The sequence below is a fragment of the Pseudomonas sp. TE24901 genome (genome assembly GCF_054058375.1).
Genome location: NZ_JBSSAF010000004.1, coordinates 299,307 through 317,240 on the forward strand (window position 1 = coordinate 299,307; position 17,934 = coordinate 317,240).

The 17,934-nt window shown below is 60.8% G+C and carries 13 protein-coding genes; 4 read left to right on the forward strand and 9 right to left on the reverse strand.

What is annotated here, in order from left to right; translation table 11 throughout:
• Positions 1 to 62 precede the first annotated feature (62 nt).
• The 8 genes from rpsA to mtnA form a co-directional block, all read right to left on the reverse strand.
• Positions 63 to 1,748: a 30S ribosomal protein S1 gene (gene rpsA, locus ACVWVP_RS10145; RefSeq protein WP_016975322.1), complete on the reverse strand. Its 1,686-nt coding sequence runs from the start codon at positions 1,746 to 1,748 to the stop codon at positions 63 to 65.
• A gap of 120 nt (positions 1,749 to 1,868) precedes the next feature.
• Positions 1,869 to 2,558, reverse strand: coding sequence for a (d)CMP kinase (gene cmk / locus ACVWVP_RS10150; protein WP_003172653.1), 690 nt, complete (start codon positions 2,556 to 2,558; stop codon positions 1,869 to 1,871).
• Complete coding sequence (locus tag ACVWVP_RS10155) at positions 2,555 to 4,765, reverse strand: bifunctional prephenate dehydrogenase/3-phosphoshikimate 1-carboxyvinyltransferase (RefSeq protein ID WP_457405775.1); 2,211 nt, start codon at positions 4,763 to 4,765, stop codon at positions 2,555 to 2,557. The genes cmk and ACVWVP_RS10155 overlap by 4 nt, the downstream gene beginning before the upstream one ends.
• A gap of 28 nt (positions 4,766 to 4,793) precedes the next feature.
• Positions 4,794 to 5,906 carry a histidinol-phosphate transaminase gene (hisC, locus tag ACVWVP_RS10160; protein WP_457405574.1) on the reverse strand — a complete coding sequence of 371 codons (1,113 nt, stop codon included), beginning with the start codon at positions 5,904 to 5,906 and terminating at the stop codon, positions 4,794 to 4,796.
• Between the two features lie 9 nt (positions 5,907 to 5,915).
• Entirely contained in the window at positions 5,916 to 7,010 is a 1,095-nt protein-coding gene (gene pheA, locus ACVWVP_RS10165; RefSeq protein ID WP_003172650.1) for a prephenate dehydratase, read from the reverse strand.
• A complete protein-coding gene (gene serC / locus ACVWVP_RS10170) occupies positions 7,010 to 8,095 on the reverse strand; it encodes a 3-phosphoserine/phosphohydroxythreonine transaminase (protein WP_178919885.1) in 1,086 nt (361 codons plus the stop codon). The genes pheA and serC overlap by 1 nt, the downstream gene beginning before the upstream one ends.
• A gap of 216 nt (positions 8,096 to 8,311) precedes the next feature.
• Complete coding sequence (gene gyrA / locus ACVWVP_RS10175; protein ID WP_178919884.1) at positions 8,312 to 10,975, reverse strand: DNA gyrase subunit A; 2,664 nt, start codon at positions 10,973 to 10,975, stop codon at positions 8,312 to 8,314.
• Positions 10,976 to 11,398: 423 nt separating this feature from the next.
• Positions 11,399 to 12,469, reverse strand: coding sequence for an S-methyl-5-thioribose-1-phosphate isomerase (gene mtnA / locus ACVWVP_RS10180; protein WP_259173391.1), 1,071 nt, complete (start codon positions 12,467 to 12,469; stop codon positions 11,399 to 11,401).
• Positions 12,470 to 12,577: 108 nt separating this feature from the next.
• Between mtnA and ACVWVP_RS10185 the strand changes: the two genes are divergently transcribed.
• The 4 genes from ACVWVP_RS10185 (at position 12,578) to ACVWVP_RS10200 (ending at position 16,267) form a co-directional block, all read left to right on the forward strand.
• A complete protein-coding gene (locus ACVWVP_RS10185; RefSeq protein ID WP_178919882.1) occupies positions 12,578 to 13,909 on the forward strand; it encodes a TRZ/ATZ family hydrolase in 1,332 nt (443 codons plus the stop codon).
• Positions 13,910 to 13,973: 64 nt separating this feature from the next.
• A complete protein-coding gene (gene ubiG, locus ACVWVP_RS10190) occupies positions 13,974 to 14,672 on the forward strand; it encodes a bifunctional 2-polyprenyl-6-hydroxyphenol methylase/3-demethylubiquinol 3-O-methyltransferase UbiG (RefSeq protein WP_003189760.1) in 699 nt (232 codons plus the stop codon).
• A gap of 4 nt (positions 14,673 to 14,676) precedes the next feature.
• Positions 14,677 to 15,348, forward strand: a complete 672-nt coding sequence (gene mupP / locus ACVWVP_RS10195; protein WP_178919881.1) for an N-acetylmuramic acid 6-phosphate phosphatase MupP — start codon at positions 14,677 to 14,679, stop codon at positions 15,346 to 15,348.
• Between the two features lie 178 nt (positions 15,349 to 15,526).
• Complete coding sequence (locus ACVWVP_RS10200) at positions 15,527 to 16,267, forward strand: YciK family oxidoreductase (protein WP_457405578.1); 741 nt, start codon at positions 15,527 to 15,529, stop codon at positions 16,265 to 16,267.
• A gap of 134 nt (positions 16,268 to 16,401) precedes the next feature.
• On the opposite strand, the gene ACVWVP_RS10205 is transcribed toward ACVWVP_RS10200, so the two are convergent.
• Positions 16,402 to 17,916, reverse strand: a complete 1,515-nt coding sequence (locus ACVWVP_RS10205; RefSeq protein WP_178919879.1) for an ABC transporter substrate-binding protein — start codon at positions 17,914 to 17,916, stop codon at positions 16,402 to 16,404.
• Positions 17,917 to 17,934 lie beyond the last annotated feature (18 nt).

Consider the following 17,934-nt stretch of genomic DNA (forward strand, 5'->3'; position numbering starts at 1 on the left):
CAACAAATTTCAGGCATAAAAAAGGGCGACCGAAGTCGCCCTTTTTTACAGCTTTACAGAACTTAGTTCTGCTTAGCCATTGCTTCGCGCAGCAGGGAGGCCATGGTGGTCTCGCCTTGTGCAGCTTCCGGAGCCGATTTCAGGCTCTGGATAGCTTCTTTCTCTTCAACTTCGTCTTTCGACTTGATGGAGAGTTGGATTACGCGGCTCTTACGATCAACGCTGATGATCTTGGCTTCTACTTCCTGGCCTTCTTTCAGAACGTTGCGCGCGTCTTCAACGCGGTCACGGCTGATTTCGGAGGCTTTCAGAGTCGCTTCGATATCGTCGGCCAGAACGATGATGGCGCCTTTGGCGTCAACTTCTTTCACAGTGCCTTTAACGATTGCGCCTTTGTCGTTCTCTTGAACGTACTCGGAGAACGGATCGCTTTCCAGTTGCTTGATACCCAGGGAGATGCGCTCGCGCTCTGGGTCAACCGACAGGATAACGGTGTCCAGCTCGTCGCCCTTCTTGAAACGACGAACAGCTTCTTCGCCCACTTCGTTCCAGGAGATGTCGGACAGGTGAACCAGGCCGTCGATGCCGCCGTCCAGACCAATGAAGATACCGAAATCGGTGATCGACTTGATGGTGCCGGAGATTTTATCGCCCTTGTTGAACTGGCCAGAGAAATCTTCCCATGGGTTAGATTTGCACTGCTTGATGCCCAGGGAGATACGACGACGCTCTTCGTCGATGTCCAGAACCATAACTTCCACTTCGTCGCCGACTTGTACGACTTTCGAAGGGTGGATGTTCTTGTTGGTCCAGTCCATTTCGGAAACGTGTACCAGGCCTTCAACGCCTTCTTCCAGCTCAGCGAAGCAGCCGTAGTCGGTCAGGTTGGTAACACGCGCGGTTACGCGAGTGCTTTCTGGGTAACGGGCTTTGATAGCAACCCATGGATCTTCACCCAGTTGCTTCAGGCCCAGGGAAACACGGTTGCGCTCGCGATCGTATTTCAGAACCTTGACATCGATCTCGTCGCCAACATTGACGATTTCGGAAGGATGCTTGATGCGCTTCCAAGCCATGTCGGTAATGTGCAGCAAGCCATCCACGCCACCCAGGTCGACGAATGCGCCGTAGTCGGTGAGGTTTTTGACGATACCTTTGACTTGCTGACCTTCCTGCAGGGATTCCAGCAGAGCTTCACGCTCGGCGGAGTTCTCTGCTTCCAGGACGCTGCGACGGGAAACGACAACGTTGTTGCGTTTCTGGTCGAGTTTGATGACCTTGAATTCGAGTTCTTTGCCTTCCAGGTGCGTGGTGTCGCGCACAGGACGAACGTCGACCAAAGAACCTGGCAGGAACGCACGGATGCCGTTAACGTCGACAGTGAAGCCGCCTTTAACCTTACCGTTGATAACGCCCTTGACCACTTCTTCAGCTGCGAAGGCTGCTTCGAGAACAATCCAGCATTCAGCGCGCTTGGCTTTTTCACGGGACAGCTTGGTTTCACCGAAACCGTCTTCAACCGAGTCCAGAGCAACGTGAACTTCGTCACCGACATTGATTGTCAGATCACCAGCATCGTTGTAGAACTGTTCCAGCGGGATCAGAGCTTCAGACTTCAGACCAGCGTGAACGGTTACCCAGCGAGCTTGGTAATCGATATCAACGATAACACCGGTGATGATGGAGCCTGCCTGAAGGTTCAGGGTTTTTAGGCTTTCTTCAAAGAGTTCCGCAAAGCTTTCGCTCATTTTAATTCCTGTTGATAAGGGCGAAGAATACGCCCATCTCCACACCCCAGACGGTGTGGGTCAGTTTCAGTTAAAAGAAGCCACCGCAGGACTATGACTGGTCCCCTGCGGCCTTCTTGATCACCCGGCGATATCGCGAATGGCGATTTCGCTCAAGATGCGTTCCAGCACCTGCTCGATGGACAGCTCCGTGGAATCCAGCTGTATGGCATCAGCCGCCGGCTTGAGCGGGGCTACTGCGCGTTGGGTATCACGCTCATCGCGTGCACGGATCTCATCTAGCAGACTCGACAGACTAACACCATCGACTTTGCCCTTCAACTGCAAGTAGCGGCGGCGAGCCCGCTCCTCGGCGCTGGCAGTCAGGAAAATCTTCAGCGGGGCCTCCGGGAACACCACGGTTCCCATATCACGCCCGTCGGCCACCAGCCCTGGCGGCTCCTGGAACGCCCGCTGACGCTGCAGCAGCGCATCGCGTACGGCCGGCAGTGCGGCAACCTGGGAGGCCCAGGAGCCGACTTGCTCGTTGCGCAGATCATCGGTCACGTCATCCCCTTCCAGGATGATGCGCTGCGGATGACCTTCCGTCGCGCCGACGAACTGCACATCAAGGTGCGCCGCCAGCAGCTTCAGGGATTCTTCGTTGGTCAGGTCGACGCCATGGTTGCGCGCAGCAAACGCCAGCAGGCGATACAGCGCGCCGGAATCCAGCAGGCACCAGCCCAGGCGCTTGGCCAGGATGCCGGCGATCGTGCCTTTGCCCGAGCCGCTTGGCCCGTCGATGGTAATCACCGGTGCTTTGATATTCACAATTGAGCCTCTTGGGCAACACGGATGCCGACTTGGGCACACAGTGTAAGAAAGTTCGGAAAAGACGTAGCAACATTGGCGCAGTCACGGATACGAATCGGCGCCGCTGCCCGCAGGGAAGCCACACTGAATGCCATGGCAATCCGATGATCGCCATGGGCATGGACTTCACCACCGCCCATCAGGCCACCGTCAATGATAATCCCATCAGGGGTCGGTTCACACTTGACCCCCAGCGCCAACAGACCGTCGGCCATCACCTGGATGCGATCGGACTCCTTGACGCGCAACTCCTCGGCACCGCGCAGCACGGTGCGCCCTTCGGCACAGGCCGCCGCCACAAACAGCACCGGGAATTCATCGATCGCCAGCGGCACCAGCGCTTCGGGAATCTCGATCCCCTTCAACGCAGCGGCGCGCACGCGCAGGTCAGCTACAGGCTCGCCACCCACTTCACGCGGGTTCTCCAGAGTGATATCCGCGCCCATCAGGCGCAGGATGTCGATCACCCCGGTACGCGTCGGGTTGATGCCGACATGCTCCAGCAACAGCTCGGAGCCCTCGGCAATCGAAGCCGCCACCAAGAAAAACGCCGAGGAGGAAATATCCCCCGGCACTTCGATATGGGTAGCGGTCAGCGCGTGGCCGGACTCTACGGACGCAGTAGCACCATCCACCGCCACCAGATAACCAAAGCCACGCAACATACGCTCGGTGTGATCACGGGTCGGCGCTGGCTCTGTCACCGAGGTCTTGCCCTCAGCGTACAGCCCTGCCAGCAACACGCAGGATTTGACCTGCGCACTGGCCATCGGCAACACGTAATTCAGCCCCTTCAGCGCCTGCCCACCTCGAATGGTCAGCGGCGGGCGCCCTTCCGGCCCGGTTTCGATCACTGCACCCATTTCCCGCAGTGGCTTGGCCACGCGACTCATCGGACGCTTGGACAACGACGCGTCGCCGGTCAACACGCTGTCGAAGCTCTGCGCCGCCAACAAACCGGACAGCAAACGCATGGACGTACCGGAGTTACCGAGATAGATCGGCCCCGGTGCCGCCTTCAACCCATGCAGGCCCACCCCATGAATAGTCACGCGCCCATGGTGCGGCCCCTCAATCACCACGCCCATGTCGCGAAACGCCTGCAGGGTCGCCAGGGCATCTTCGCCCTCCAGGAAACCTTCGACCTCGGTCACACCCTCAGCCAACGACCCCAGCATGATCGACCGATGGGAGATCGACTTGTCGCCCGGCACCCGGATGCGCCCGCTCAAGCGGCCACCCGGCTCAGCGAGAAAGGTCAACTCATCGGCGTTCACTGCAGTTTCCATGTAGGCCCGGCGTGCCAGGATCTTGCTGAAATGCTCACGCGCCACCCGCGCACGGGTGAACACGCCCAACAACTGATGACCATCCCCGGCATCCACCGCGTCGCGCAAGGCGTCGAGGTCACTGCGGAAGGTGTCCAGGGTGCGCAACACCGCCTCACGATTGGCAAGGAAGATGTCGTGCCACATCACCGGATCGCTGCCGGCAATCCGCGTGAAATCGCGAAAGCCACCGGCGGCGTAACGGAAAATCTCCAGGTTTTCGTTGCGCTTGGCCAACGAGTCCACCAAGCCAAACGCCAGCAGGTGCGGCAGATGACTGGTCGCCGCCAGCACTTCGTCGTGACGCTCGACCTGCATGTGCTCGACATCCGCGCCCAACTCACGCCACAGGCGATCCACCACCGCCAGCGCAGCCGGATCGGTCTGTTCCAGCGGTGTCAGGATCACTTTGTGACGGCGGAACAGCTGCGCATTGGACGCCTCCACCCCACTTTGCTCGGAACCGGCAATCGGATGCCCCGGCACGAAACGCGTCGGCATACCGCCAAAGGCCAGCTGCGCGGCGCGCACCACATTGCCCTTGGCACTCCCGACATCCGTGAGGATCGCCTGGCCGAGGTCCATGCCTGCCAACAACGCCAGCAACTTCTCCATGGCCAGGATCGGCACAGCGAGCTGGATCACATCAGCGCCCTGGCACGCGAGCGCCAGGTCTGCCTCACAGCGATCCACCACGCCCAACTCAACCGCCAATTTGCGCGATTGCGGGTCCAGGTCCACACCGACCACTTCGCGGCACAGCCCGCTTTCACGCAGGCCCTTGGCGAAGGAGCCGCCGATCAACCCCAGGCCGACCACCACCAGGCGACCGATCATAGGCACAGCAGGTTGCAATGCAGTGACATCAACCACGAGCCAGAACCTTGGCCAGCGCCTCCAGGAAGCGGGCGTTTTCTGCCGGCAGACCGATGGTGATACGCAGGTGGTTCGGCATGCCGTAGTTGGCGGTCGGACGCACGATCACGCCTTCACGCAGCAAGCCCTGGAATACCGGAGCCGCCACTTGGCCGAGGTCGACGCAGATGAAGTTGCCTTTGGACGGAATCCAGCCCAGGCCCAACTCACGGAAGCCGTCCTGCAACTGCAGCATGCCGGTTTCGTTGAGGCGACGCCCCTCTTCCAGGTACTCGGCATCCTTCACCGCCGCACAGGCCGCCGCCAGGGCGAGGCTGTTGACGTTGAACGGTTGACGCACACGATTCAGCACATCGGCAACCACGGCCGTGGACAGGCCGTAGCCCACCCGCAGCGACGCCAGGCCGTAAGCCTTGGAGAACGTGCGCGACACCAGCAGGTTCGGGTAGGCCGCCAGGAAGTCCAGGCCGTCCGGCAGGTCGCTGCCTTCGGCGTACTCGATGTAGGCCTCGTCCAGCACCACCAGCACGTGCTCAGGCACGTCCTGCAGGAAGTCGTCCAATGCCTGGACGTCGAACCAGGTGCCGGTCGGGTTGTTCGGGTTGGCGATGAACACCACGCGGGTTTTCGCGTCTATCGCCGCCAGCATGGCCGGCAGGTCATGCCCCCAATCTTTGGCTGGAACTACCTTTGCGTCGGCACCCACGGCCTGGGTCACGATCGGATAAACCGCGAACGCGTGCTCGCTGAACACCGCATTCAAGCCCGGGGCCAGGTAAGCACGGCCGACCAGCTCAAGAATGTCGTTTGAACCGTTACCCAGGGTGACCTGGTTCAGCTCGACCCGGCAGTTTTCAGCCAGCAGGGTCTTGAGCGCAAAGCCATTGCCATCCGGATAACGAGTCAACTCGGCCAGCTCTTCACGGATCGCCGCCAGCACCTTGGGGCTCGGACCCAGCGGGTTTTCGTTACTGGCCAGCTTGACGATATTCGCCGGATCCAGGTTCAACTCACGCGCCAACTCGTCCACAGGCTTGCCCGGGACGTAAGGCGACAGTTGTTGCACGCCCGGCTGAGCCAGGGCGAGGAAGTTGCCACTCATGTTAAAGCCTCACAAAACCGCTTTCGGGTAAGAGCCCAGCACCTTGAGTGCCACGGCTTCCTGACTGATTTTCTCCAGCACACCCTTGACCAGCGGGTCGCGGTGATGGCCGATGAAGTCGATAAAGAACACGTAAGTCCATTTACCGCTGCGCGAAGGACGAGTCTCGATGCGCGTCAGGTCAATCCCGTTATCGTGGAACGGCACCAGCAGCTCATGCAGCGCGCCGGGCTTGTTGCTCATGGAAACAATGATCGAAGTCTTGTCATCGCCGGTCGGCGGCACTTCCTGACTGCCGATCATCAGGAAGCGCGTGGAGTTGTCCGGGCGATCCTCGATCTTTTCAGCCAGGCGCGTCAGGCCATACAGGCCCGCCGCCATATCACCGGCGATCGCCGCCGAATTCCACTCACCCTTGACCCGCTTGGCTGCCTCGGCGTTGCTGGACACCGCCACGCGCTCGACATTCGGGTAATGCGCGTCCAGCCACTTGCGGCACTGGGCCAGGGACTGGGCGTGGGAGTAGATGCGGCTGATGCTGTCGGTCTTGGTGTTCTCGCCCACCAGCAGGTGGTGGTGGATACGCAGCTCAACCTCACCGCAGATCACCATGTCGTGCTCAAGGAAGCTGTCGAGGGTGTGGTTCACCGCGCCTTCGGTGGAGTTCTCCACCGGCACCACGCCAAAGTTCACCGCACCGGCCGCCACTTCGCGGAACACTTCATCAATCGCCGCCATTGGCTTGCTGATCACCGCGTGACCGAAGTGCTTCATGGCCGCCGCTTGAGTGAAGGTGCCTTCCGGGCCCAGGTAAGCCACTTTCAGCGGCTGCTCCAGGGCCAGGCACGAGGACATGATTTCGCGGAACAACCGCGCCATCTCTTCGTTACCCAGCGGGCCTTTGTTGCGCTCCATCACACGCTTGAGCACCTGCGCTTCACGCTCGGGACGGTAGAACACCGGCACCTCGCCTTCGGCCAGGGACGCCATCTTCACCCGCGCCACTTCCTGGGCACACCGCGCGCGCTCACTGATCAGTTCCAGGACTTTCTCGTCCAGGCTGTCAATGCGTACTCGCAGGGCCTTGAGTTCTTGCTCAGACATTAGCCGTGTTCCTTTTCGAACTCTGCCATATAGGCAACCAGCGCATTGATGGCGTGGATGTCGACGGCGTTGTAGATAGAGGCGCGCATGCCACCGACCGAACGGTGACCCTTCAGGTTCAGCAGGCCGCGCGCGTCGGCACCGGCCAGGAATGGCTTGTCCAGGCGGTCGTCAGCCAGGCGGAACGGCACGTTCATCCACGAGCGATCAGTCAGGTTGATCGGGTTGCTGTACAGGCCGCTGGCGTCGATGAAGTCGTACAGGACGCGCTTCTTCTCTTCGTTCAACTTGCCCATGGCAGCGACACCGCCCTGCTCTTTCAGCCACTCGAACACCAGGCCGGACAGGTACCAGGCGAAGGCCGGCGGAGTGTTGTACATCGAGCCGTTATCGGCGGCGACCTTGTAGTTGAGCATGGTCGGGCACAGCGAGCGCGCGCGACCCAGCAGGTCTTCACGGATGATGTTGACCAGGATACCGCTCGGGCCGATGTTCTTCTGGGCTCCGGCGTAGATCATGCCGTACTTCGACACGTCGATCGGGCGCGAAAGGATGTCCGAAGACATGTCGCACACCAGCGGCACGTCGCCGACTTCCGGCACCCAGTCGAACTCCAGGCCGCCGATGGTTTCGTTCGCCACATAGTGAACATAGGAAGCGTTTTTCGACAGCTTCCACTCGTTCTGGCCCGGGATCGCGAAGTAGTCGTAAGGCTTGGCGGTGCCTGCCACGTTGACGTTGCCGTAGCGGGAGGCCTCTTCAATGGCCTTCTGGCCCCAGATACCGGTGTCGATGTAGTCAGCAGTGCCGTCTTCCGGCAGCAGGTTCAGCGGGATCTGGGCGAACTGCTGGCTGGCGCCGCCTTGCAGGAACAGCACTTTGTAGTTCGATGGAATGTCCAGCAAGTCGCGCAGATCCTGCTCGGCCTTGGTGGCGATTGATACAAACTCATCGCTGCGATGGCTCATTTCCATCACGGAGAGGCCTTTTCCATGCCAGTCGAGGAGTTCACCCTGCGCACGCTGCAGGACTGCTTCAGGAAGCGCCGCGGGACCGGCACAGAAGTTATAGGCTCTCTTGCTCACATCCAATCTCACTCTGATCTGGTGGGGCTGCAATCATGTTCGGCAACACGCTCTTATTGGAGCGGACCGTTGTGGGAGCTGGCTTGCCTGCGATGCAGGCACCTCGGTATTTCAGTGATACCGCGGTGATGCCATCGCAAGCAAGCCAGCTCCCACATGTTTCAAAGGGGACAAACAACAAGGGGGCGAATCTTCATCCGCCCCCTGTGTGTCCGCTTATTCCTGCGGTTCTTCTTCGTCTGCGGCAGCATCGAGGGTTGGCTCGTCCACGTTGTCATCGCCTGCTGCGATCACCTCGCCATCGAATACCGCACCTTCTTCCCCTTCCAGCTCCTCGCCTTCGACTTCCGATGGCTCTTGGACACGCTCCAGGCCTACCAACGTCTCGTCGCTGGCCAGCTTGATCAGCGTCACGCCCTGGGTGTTACGGCCCAGGCTCGACACTTCAGCCACACGGGTACGCACCAGGGTGCCCTGGTCGGAAATCAGCATGATCTCCTCGCCATCGAGCACCTGCACTGCGCCGACCAGACGGCCGTTGCGGTCGTTGCTGACCATGGCGATCACGCCCTGGCCGCCACGCTTGTACTCCGGGAACTCACTGATGGCGGTACGCTTGCCATAACCACGCGCCGAAGCGGTGAGGATCTGGCTGCCTTCTTCCGGGATCAGCATCGAAATCAGCTTCTGCCCTTCTGGCAGGCGCATGCCGCGCACACCGCGGGCGGTACGGCCCATGGCGCGAACGTCGGATTCCTTGAAGCGTGTCACCTTGCCACCGTCGGAGAACAGCATGACTTCACGCTCGCCATCGGTGATGGCAGCCGAAATCAACACGTCGCCTTCGTCCAGCTCCAGGGCGATCAGGCCCACGCTGCGTTGACGGCTGAAGGATTCCAGCGGGGTCTTCTTCACGGTGCCTTTGGCGGTGGCCATGAAGATGAAGTGACCTTCGGTGTATTCCTCGACCGGCAGCATGGTGGTGATGTACTCATCACTGTCCAGCGGCAGCAGGTTGACCAACGGGCGACCACGGGCGGCACGGGAGGCTTCCGGGATTTCGTAGGTTTTGAGCCAGTACACCTTGCCCTTGCTGGAGAACAGCAGCAGCGTGGTGTGGCTGTTGGCAACCAGCAGGTGAGCGATGTAGTCCTCATCCTTGACGCCGGTAGCCGACTTGCCTTTACCACCACGACGCTGGGCCTGGTACGCCGCCAGCGGCTGGGTCTTGGCATAACCACCGTGGGAGATGGTCACCACACGCTCTTCTTCCGGGATCATGTCGCCCAGGGTCAGGTCGAGGCGCGCATCGAGGATTTCGGTACGGCGCACGTCGCCGTATTCGGCGCGGATCACTTCCAGTTCTTCGCGGATCACTTCCATCAGGCGCACGGCGCTGCTGAGGATGCGGATCAACTCGCCGATCTGGTTGAGGATCTCCTGGTACTCAGCCAGCAGCTTCTCGTGCTCCAGGCCGGTCAGGCGGTGCAGGCGCAGTTCCAGGATGGCCTGGGCCTGCTCTGGCGACAGGAAGTATTTGCCTTCACGCAGGCCGTATTGCGGGTCCAGGGTCTCCGGACGGCACGAGTCGGCGCCGGCACGTTCAACCATGGCCACCACGGCACTGGATTCCCAAGGGGTGCTGATCAGCGCTTCCTTGGCTTCCGACGGGGTTGGCGAGGCCTTGATCAGCGCGATCACCGGGTCGATGTTCGACAGCGCAACCGCCTGGCCTTCCAGGATATGGCCGCGCTCGCGAGCCTTGCGCAGCTCGAACACGGTACGGCGGGTGACCACTTCGCGACGGTGACGCACGAAGGCTTCCAGCAGATCCTTGAGGTTCAGGATGCGCGGGCGGCCGTCGATCAGGGCAACCACGTTGATACCAAACACGCTTTGCAGCTGGGTCTGGGCGTAGAGGTTGTTGAGGATCACCTCAGGCACTTCGCCACGACGCAGCTCGATCACCACGCGCATACCGTCTTTGTCAGACTCGTCGCGCAGTTCGGTGATGCCTTCGAGCTTCTTCTCTTTAACCAGCTCGGCGATCTTCTCGATCAGGCGCGCCTTGTTCAACTGGTAAGGGAGTTCGGTGATGACGATCTGCTGGCGGCCACCGACCTTGTCGATGTCTTCGATGATCGAGCGGGCGCGCATGTAAATGCGGCCGCGACCGGTGCGGTAGGCTTCGATGATGCCGGCACGACCGTTGATGATCGCGGCGGTCGGGAAGTCCGGACCGGGGATGTATTGCATCAGCTCATCGACGGTCAGCTCAGGGTTGTCGATGAGGGCCAGGCAACCGTCGATGACTTCACCGAGGTTGTGTGGCGGGATGTTGGTGGCCATGCCCACGGCAATACCGCTGGAGCCGTTGACCAGCAGGTTGGGAATCTTGGTTGGCATGACGGCCGGGATCATTTCGGTGCCGTCGTAGTTCGGCACCCAGTCCACGGTTTCTTTGTGCAGGTCGGCCAGCAGCTCGTGCGCCAGCTTGGTCATGCGCACTTCGGTGTATCGCATGGCCGCGGCGTTGTCGCCGTCGACCGAACCGAAGTTGCCCTGGCCGTCTACCAGCAGGTAGCGCAGGGAAAACGGCTGGGCCATCCGAACGATGGTGTCGTACACCGCAGTGTCGCCGTGAGGGTGATACTTACCGATCACGTCACCGACAACACGGGCAGATTTCTTGTACGGCTTGTTCCAGTCGTTACCCAGCTCGCTCATCGCGAACAGCACACGCCGGTGCACGGGCTTCAAGCCATCGCGCGCATCAGGCAGTGCCCGACCGACAATTACGCTCATCGCGTAGTCGAGGTAGGACTGTTTCAGCTCGTCTTCGATATTGACCGGGAGGATTTCTTTGGCCAGTTCGCCCATGAGAAGCCTGATTCCTTTTTCGGGTGAAACCTCGTCACATCCATATGGGACGAACGAAGCTCGCCGCTGCCGGCAAGTGCCTGACAACGACTTACGACAAATCAACGAGTTATGACACGGATCTGCACGTTATAGGCAGCCCCTCGGGGCAACCCTGGAAACCGCCGGATGTTATCACAATCGCCGCCACGCACCTATCCCCCTGATGCGCATGGAGCATAGTTAGTTGACGGATGACAGGCTTGAGGGGGACGAGAGGGGCTCAGAGCTGGATGGGTGGTGTTTTTTAGGGTTGGATCCAGGGGTTTTGTTGAGTGAAAGGGCCATTCGCGAGCAAGCCCGCTCCCACATTTTGAAAGTGTTCACAAATCAAATGTGGGAGCGGGCTTGCTCGCGAATGCAATCCAACAGGCACCAATGCCCTCAATGCAACCGCTTACGGCACATCAACTTCGCCAGTTTGGCCGTATCCGGCCGCTCAACAATGCCCTTTTCCGTCACGATCACGTCAATCAAGTCAGCCGGCGTCACATCAAACACCGGATTGAACGCCTCACCCCCCAGTCGCTGCCCGACAATGTCCAGCAACTCCCCCGAATCCCGCTCTTCCAGCGCAACGTCATCGCCAGTGGCCATCATCAGGTCCAGCGTGGAGCTCGGCGCCACCACCATGAAGCGCACGCCGTGGTGCATGGCGCACACCGCCAGCTGGTAGGTGCCGATCTTGCTGATCACATCACCATTGGCCGCGATGCAATCGGCGCCGACGATCACCCAGGTCACGCCCTTGGTCTTGAGGATATGCGCGCCGGCCGAGTCAGCGTTCACCGTCACCGGGATGCCCTCGCCCGCCAGCTCCCAGGCCGTCAGCCGCGAGCCTTGCAGCCACGGACGGGTCTCGTTGGCGTACACCTGTTCGACCATGCCTTCCAGGTAAGCCGCGCGAATCACCCCGAGCGCCGTCCCCACACCACCGGTCGCCAGGGCACCGGCGTTGCCGTGGGTGAGGATCGCCTGGGCATTGCCTTGGTGCTTGCGGATCAACTCGACGCCCAATTGAGCCATGGTCAGGTTGGCTTCCCGATCACTTTCATGGATCGCAATGGCCTCGGCTTCCAACACCGCCAACGGGTCGGCGTGCTTTTTGACCCGGTCCAGGCGGTCGCGCATGCGCTTCAACGCCCAGAACAGGTTCGATGCGGTCGGCCGGGTATCGGCTAAAAGTGCGTAGTCTTCTTCCCAGGCAGCCTGCCAGTCGCCGCCCTCGGCGATCCGCTCGCGGGCAGCGAGCACCAGGCCATAGGCGGCGCTGATGCCGATAGCCGGTGCACCACGCACCACCATCGTGCGAATGGCCGCCGCCACCTCGTCGGCCGAGATGCAGATCACCCAGCGCTCAACGGCCGGCAAGGCACGCTGATCGAGCAGGTGCAGTGCGCCATCACGCCAATCGATGGCCTTCACCCTCTCCGCAGCCAACAGTCGATCGCGCATCCCTTACCCCGCACTCATGAACAAAGCCGCCGATTATAGCGATCCGCCAGCGGAGACGCTCGGGTATACTTCGCCCTTCTTTTATAGCTGCCTGGGAAGAAGCCTGCGATGACCGCCACTGCTGCCCCGCTTGACTTGGTATTGCTGCCGACCTGGCTGGTGCCCGTCGAACCTGCCGGCGTGGTGCTCAAGGAGCATGCCCTCGGCATCCGGGACGGGCGCATTGCCTTTATCGGGCCACGGGCCGCAGCGTTGAAGCTTAAAGCCACGGAGGTGCGCGAACTGCCGGGCATGCTGCTCAGCCCGGGCCTGGTCAACGCCCACGGCCACGCGGCGATGAGCCTGTTTCGCGGCCTGGCCGATGACCTGCCACTGATGACATGGCTCGAAAAGCACATCTGGCCCGCCGAGGCCAAATGGGTCGACGAAGCCTTCGTGCGCGACGGCACCGACCTGGCCATCGCCGAACAGCTCAAGGGCGGCATCACCTGCTTCTCCGACATGTACTTCTTCCCCAAGGTTGCCAGCGACTGCGTGCACAACAGCGGCATCCGTGCACAGATTGCATTCCCGATCCTCGATTTCCCGATCCCGGGCGCCAGCACCGCCGATGAGGCCATTCGCCAGGGTGTCGAGCTGTTCGGCGACCTCAAGCATCACCCGCGCATCAAAATCGTGTTCGGCCCCCATGCCCCGTACACCGTGTGCGATGAGAACCTGGAAAAAATCCGGGTCATGGCCGAAGAGCTGGACGCGTCGATCCATATGCACGTTCACGAAACCGCCTTCGAAGTGCAGCAAGCTGTCGAACAGACCGGCGAGCGCCCACTGGCGCGCCTGGGTCGGCTCGGCCTGCTCGGCCCACGCTTCCAGGCCGTTCACATGACCCAAATCAGCGAGGACGACCTGGCTTTGCTGGTAGAAAGCAACACCAGCATCATCCATTGCCCGGAATCGAACCTGAAACTGGCCAGCGGCTTTTGCCCGGTGGAGCGTCTGTGGCAGGCTGGCGTCAATGTGGCCATCGGCACCGACGGCGCAGCCAGCAACAATGATCTGGACTTGCTGGGCGAAACCCGTACAGCCGCGATGCTGGCCAAGGCCGTCGCCGGTTCGGCCACCGCCCTGGATGCCCATCGTGCCCTGCGCATGGCTACCCTCAACGGCGCCCGGGCCATGGGCCTGGAAAGCGAGATCGGTTCGCTGGAAGTGGGCAAGGCCGCCGACATCGTCGCCTTCGACCTGTCGGGGCTGGCGCAACAACCGATCTACGATCCGGTCTCACAGCTTATATATGCCACCGGACGCGATTGCGTGAAACACCTTTGGGTCGCCGGCAAGCAGTTGCTCGACGACCGGCAATTGACCCGCATGGATGAACAACAGTTGACCGCCACGGCCATCGCCTGGGGCCAACGCATCAGCGGGCACACCGAATAACGAAGGTTTTGAACCCACGGGTTCAGGACTGACCAAACGATTTATCAGGTTTAGAGGATTCACCATGAGCAACGTCGACCACGCCGAAATCGCCAAATTCGAAGCCCTGGCCCACCGCTGGTGGGACCGCGAGAGCGAGTTCAAGCCGCTGCACGACATCAACCCGCTGCGGGTCAACTGGATTGACGAACGCGTCAACCTGGCCGGCAAGAAGGTACTGGACGTCGGTTGCGGCGGCGGCATCCTCAGCGAAGCCATGGCCCAGCGCGGCGCCACCGTCATGGGCATCGACATGGGCGAAGCGCCGCTGGCCGTGGCCCAGCTGCACCAGCTGGAATCCGGCGTGAGCGTCGAATACCGCCAGATCACCGCCGAAGCCCTGGCCGAAGAAATGCCCGAGCAGTTCGACGTGGTCACCTGCCTGGAGATGCTCGAACACGTACCGGACCCGTCCTCGGTGATCCGCGCCTGCTTCCGCATGGTCAAGCCAGGTGGTCAGGTGTTCTTCTCCACCATCAACCGCAACCCCAAGGCCTACCTGTTCGCGATCATCGGCGCCGAATACATCATGAAGCTGCTGCCGCGCGGCACCCATGACTTCAAGAAATTCATCCGCCCTTCCGAGCTGGGTGCCTGGAGCCGCCAGGCCGGCCTGACCGTCAAGGACATCATCGGCCTGACCTACAACCCGCTGACCAAGCACTACAAGCTGGCCAACGATGTGGACGTCAACTACATGATCCAGACCCTGCGCGAGGAGTGAGCCTGTGAAGTTGCGAGCCGTACTCTTCGACATGGATGGCACCCTGCTGGACACCGCGCCGGACTTTATCGCCATCTGCCAGGCCATGCGCACCGACCGTGGCCTTGAGCCGATCAACCCGCAGCATATCCGCGATGAAATTTCCGGTGGTGCACGGGCGATGGTTGCCGTGACCTTCTCGATGGACCCCGAATCCCCAGGCTTTGAAGACCTGCGCCAGGAGTTCCTGGAGCGCTACCTCAAGGGCTGCGCGATCCACAGCAAGCTGTTCGACGGCATGGCCGAGCTGCTGGAAGACATCGAGAAGTCCAAGCTGGTGTGGGGCGTGGTCACCAACAAGCCGCTGCGTTTTGCCGAACCGATCATGCAGCAACTGGGCCTGGCCGAGCGCTCGGCGCTGCTGATCTGCCCGGACCATGTGAAAAACAGCAAGCCGGACCCGGAGCCGCTGATTTTGGCGTGCAAGATGCTCGACCTGGACCCGGCCAGCGTGCTGTTCGTGGGCGACGACCTGCGCGATATCGAATCCGGCCGCGACGCTGGCACGCGCACCGCTGCGGTCACCTTTGGCTACATCCACCCGGACGACAACCCGCGCAACTGGGGTGCTGACGTGGTGGTGGACCACCCGCTGGAACTGCGCAAGGTGCTGGATAACGCACTGTGCAGTTGCTGATGGGAAGTGCTTGTGGCTGATGCGCCTTTGTGGCGAGGGAGCTTGCTCCCGCTGGAGTGCGAAGCGCTCCCAAGCTTTTGGGGCCGCTACGCAGCCCAGCGGGAGCAAGCTCCCTCGCCACAAAAGCCCGGCTGCGATCAATCACATGGATTTACTGTGAATTTTGTCGAGGCTATTTATGTTTGATTACTCCGCACGCCCAGAATTGCTCAAAGGCCGGGTGATCCTGGTGACCGGTGCCGGTCGCGGGATCGGCGCGGCCGCCGCGAAAACCTACGCCGCCCACGGCGCCACCGTGCTGCTGCTGGGCAAGACCGAAGCCAACCTGGCCCAGGTGTACGACGAAATCGAAGCCGCAGGCCAGCCTCAGCCGGTGGTGATCCCGTTCAACCTGGAAACCGCCCTGCCCCATCAATACGATGAGCTGGCCGCGATGATCGAAAAGGAGTTCGGCCACCTCGACGGCCTGCTGCACAACGCCTCGATCATCGGCCCGCGCACGCCGATCGAGCAGTTGTCCGGTGAGAATTTCATGCGGGTGATGCAGGTGAACGTCAACGCGATGTTCATGCTGACCAGCACCTTGCTGCCGCTGCTCAAGCTGTCCCAGGATGCTTCGGTGGTGTTCACTTCCAGCAGCGTCGGGCGTAAGGGTCGGGCGTATTGGGGGGCTTACGGGGTGTCGAAGTTTGCCACCGAAGGCCTGATGCAAACCCTGGCGGATGAGCTGGACAAGGTCGCACCGGTACGGGCCAACAGCATCAACCCGGGCGCCACGCGCACCAGCATGCGGGCCCAGGCCTACCCAGGGGAAAACCCGACGGACAACCCGACACCGGAAGAGATCATGCCGGTGTACCTGTACCTGATGGGGCCGGACAGTACCGGCATCAATGGGCAGGCGTTCGACGCGCAATAACAGGTATGCAAGAGAACTAAATGTGGGAGCGGGCTTGCTCGCGAAAGCGGAGTATCAGTCAAAAAATTACTGACTGATGTACCGCTTTCGCGAGCAAGCCCGCTCCCACAGTTGTATGCAGTGCTCTCTGGATCTTAGTTTTTCACCACTTCTTCGAGGGTGAAGCGGCCCAGTGGGTTTTGCAGGAAGTTGCTCACGTTCTTGCGAGAGATGTTGATGTACGGGCTGTAGTACAAGTCGATCCAGTTCACGTCCTGTTTAGCCAGCTTCTGCAGTTCGACATACATCTGCTCGCGCTTGGCCGGGTCCGCCTCGATCCGCGCCTGCGCCACCAGTGCCTTGACCTTGTCGTTCTTGTAGCGGGTCATGTAGTTCTGGTTGGTGTCGTGGCCCAGCACGAAGGTGGTCTTCTGGTCCGGGTCGAGGATGTCGTTGGTCCAGTACATCACCGAAATATCGTACTCACCGTCCACCAGCATCTGCCAGCTCTGGGTCGGGTCGACCTTTTGCAGGTTGGCGGTCACGCCGACCTTGGCCAGTTGGTCCTTGATGATCACCGCAATCTGCTCGTCGGCTTCGTTACCGGCGTTGACCACGTAGTTGAGCTTCAAGTCCTTGGCACCGGCCTGCTCCAGCAGCTTCTTGGCGGCGGTCGGGTCGTACGGACGCTGCAGGTTGTTGGCGTAGTGGTACAGCGAGCCCTTTGGAATGTAGGAATACGCCACGGTGCCCTGACCGTAGGTGGCGGTCTTGACCAGCGACTGCTTGTCGATGGCCATGTCCAGCGCTTCACGCACTTCCTGCTTGGCCAGTAGACCGTGGGCATGGTTGATCAGCAGGTGATCCTCGCGGGTGGACGGGTCGGCGTGGATGACCACGTTCTTGTCTTTCTTCAGCTCTTCAACGCGGGAGAACGGTACGAAGATCGCCGTGTCCAGCTCGTTGTTCTGCACCATGCGCATGCGCGTGTTGTCGTCGGTGACGGACACCCACTCCACGCCATCCAGGCTCACGTTCTTGGCTTGCCAGAAGTTCGGGTTCTTCTTCAGGATCACACGATCCCCCTTGCGCCATTCATCCACGGTAAACGCGCCGGAGGTCACCGGGTTTTCCGAGTAGGCGTCTTCGCCCATTTTTGTCATGGCTTTTTCCGACAGGATCGACACCGTCGGCGACGCCAGTTGCGAGAGGAAGGCCACAGCCGGAGTCTTCAGCGTAACCACCAGGGTTTTCGGGTCTGACGCCTTGGCCGTATTGATCAGGTTGAACGGATCGGCCCACAGCGACGCCTTGTTGTCGCGGATGCGCAGCAGGCTGAACGCTGCGTCATCGGCGGTGATCGCCGAGCCATCCGAGAACTTCGCATCGCGCAGCTTGAAGGTGTAGGTCAGGCCGTCCTTGGAGATCTCCCAGCTTTCGGCCAGGCCCGGTTCCATCTTCGTGCCCAGGTTGTCGACGCGCACCAAGGTGTCATAGACGTTGGCAAATACCCAGGTGTCGCGGTTTTGCGCGCTTTTGATCGGGTCGAACGTGGTGCTGTCTTCACGGCAACCAATGGTCAGTACGCCAGCGGCTTGCGCCAGCCCGGCAGTGAGGGACCATGCAGTCAATGTAGCGGCGGCGAGCAATTTCAAATGGCGCGATTGCATATCACAACTCCTTGTTAA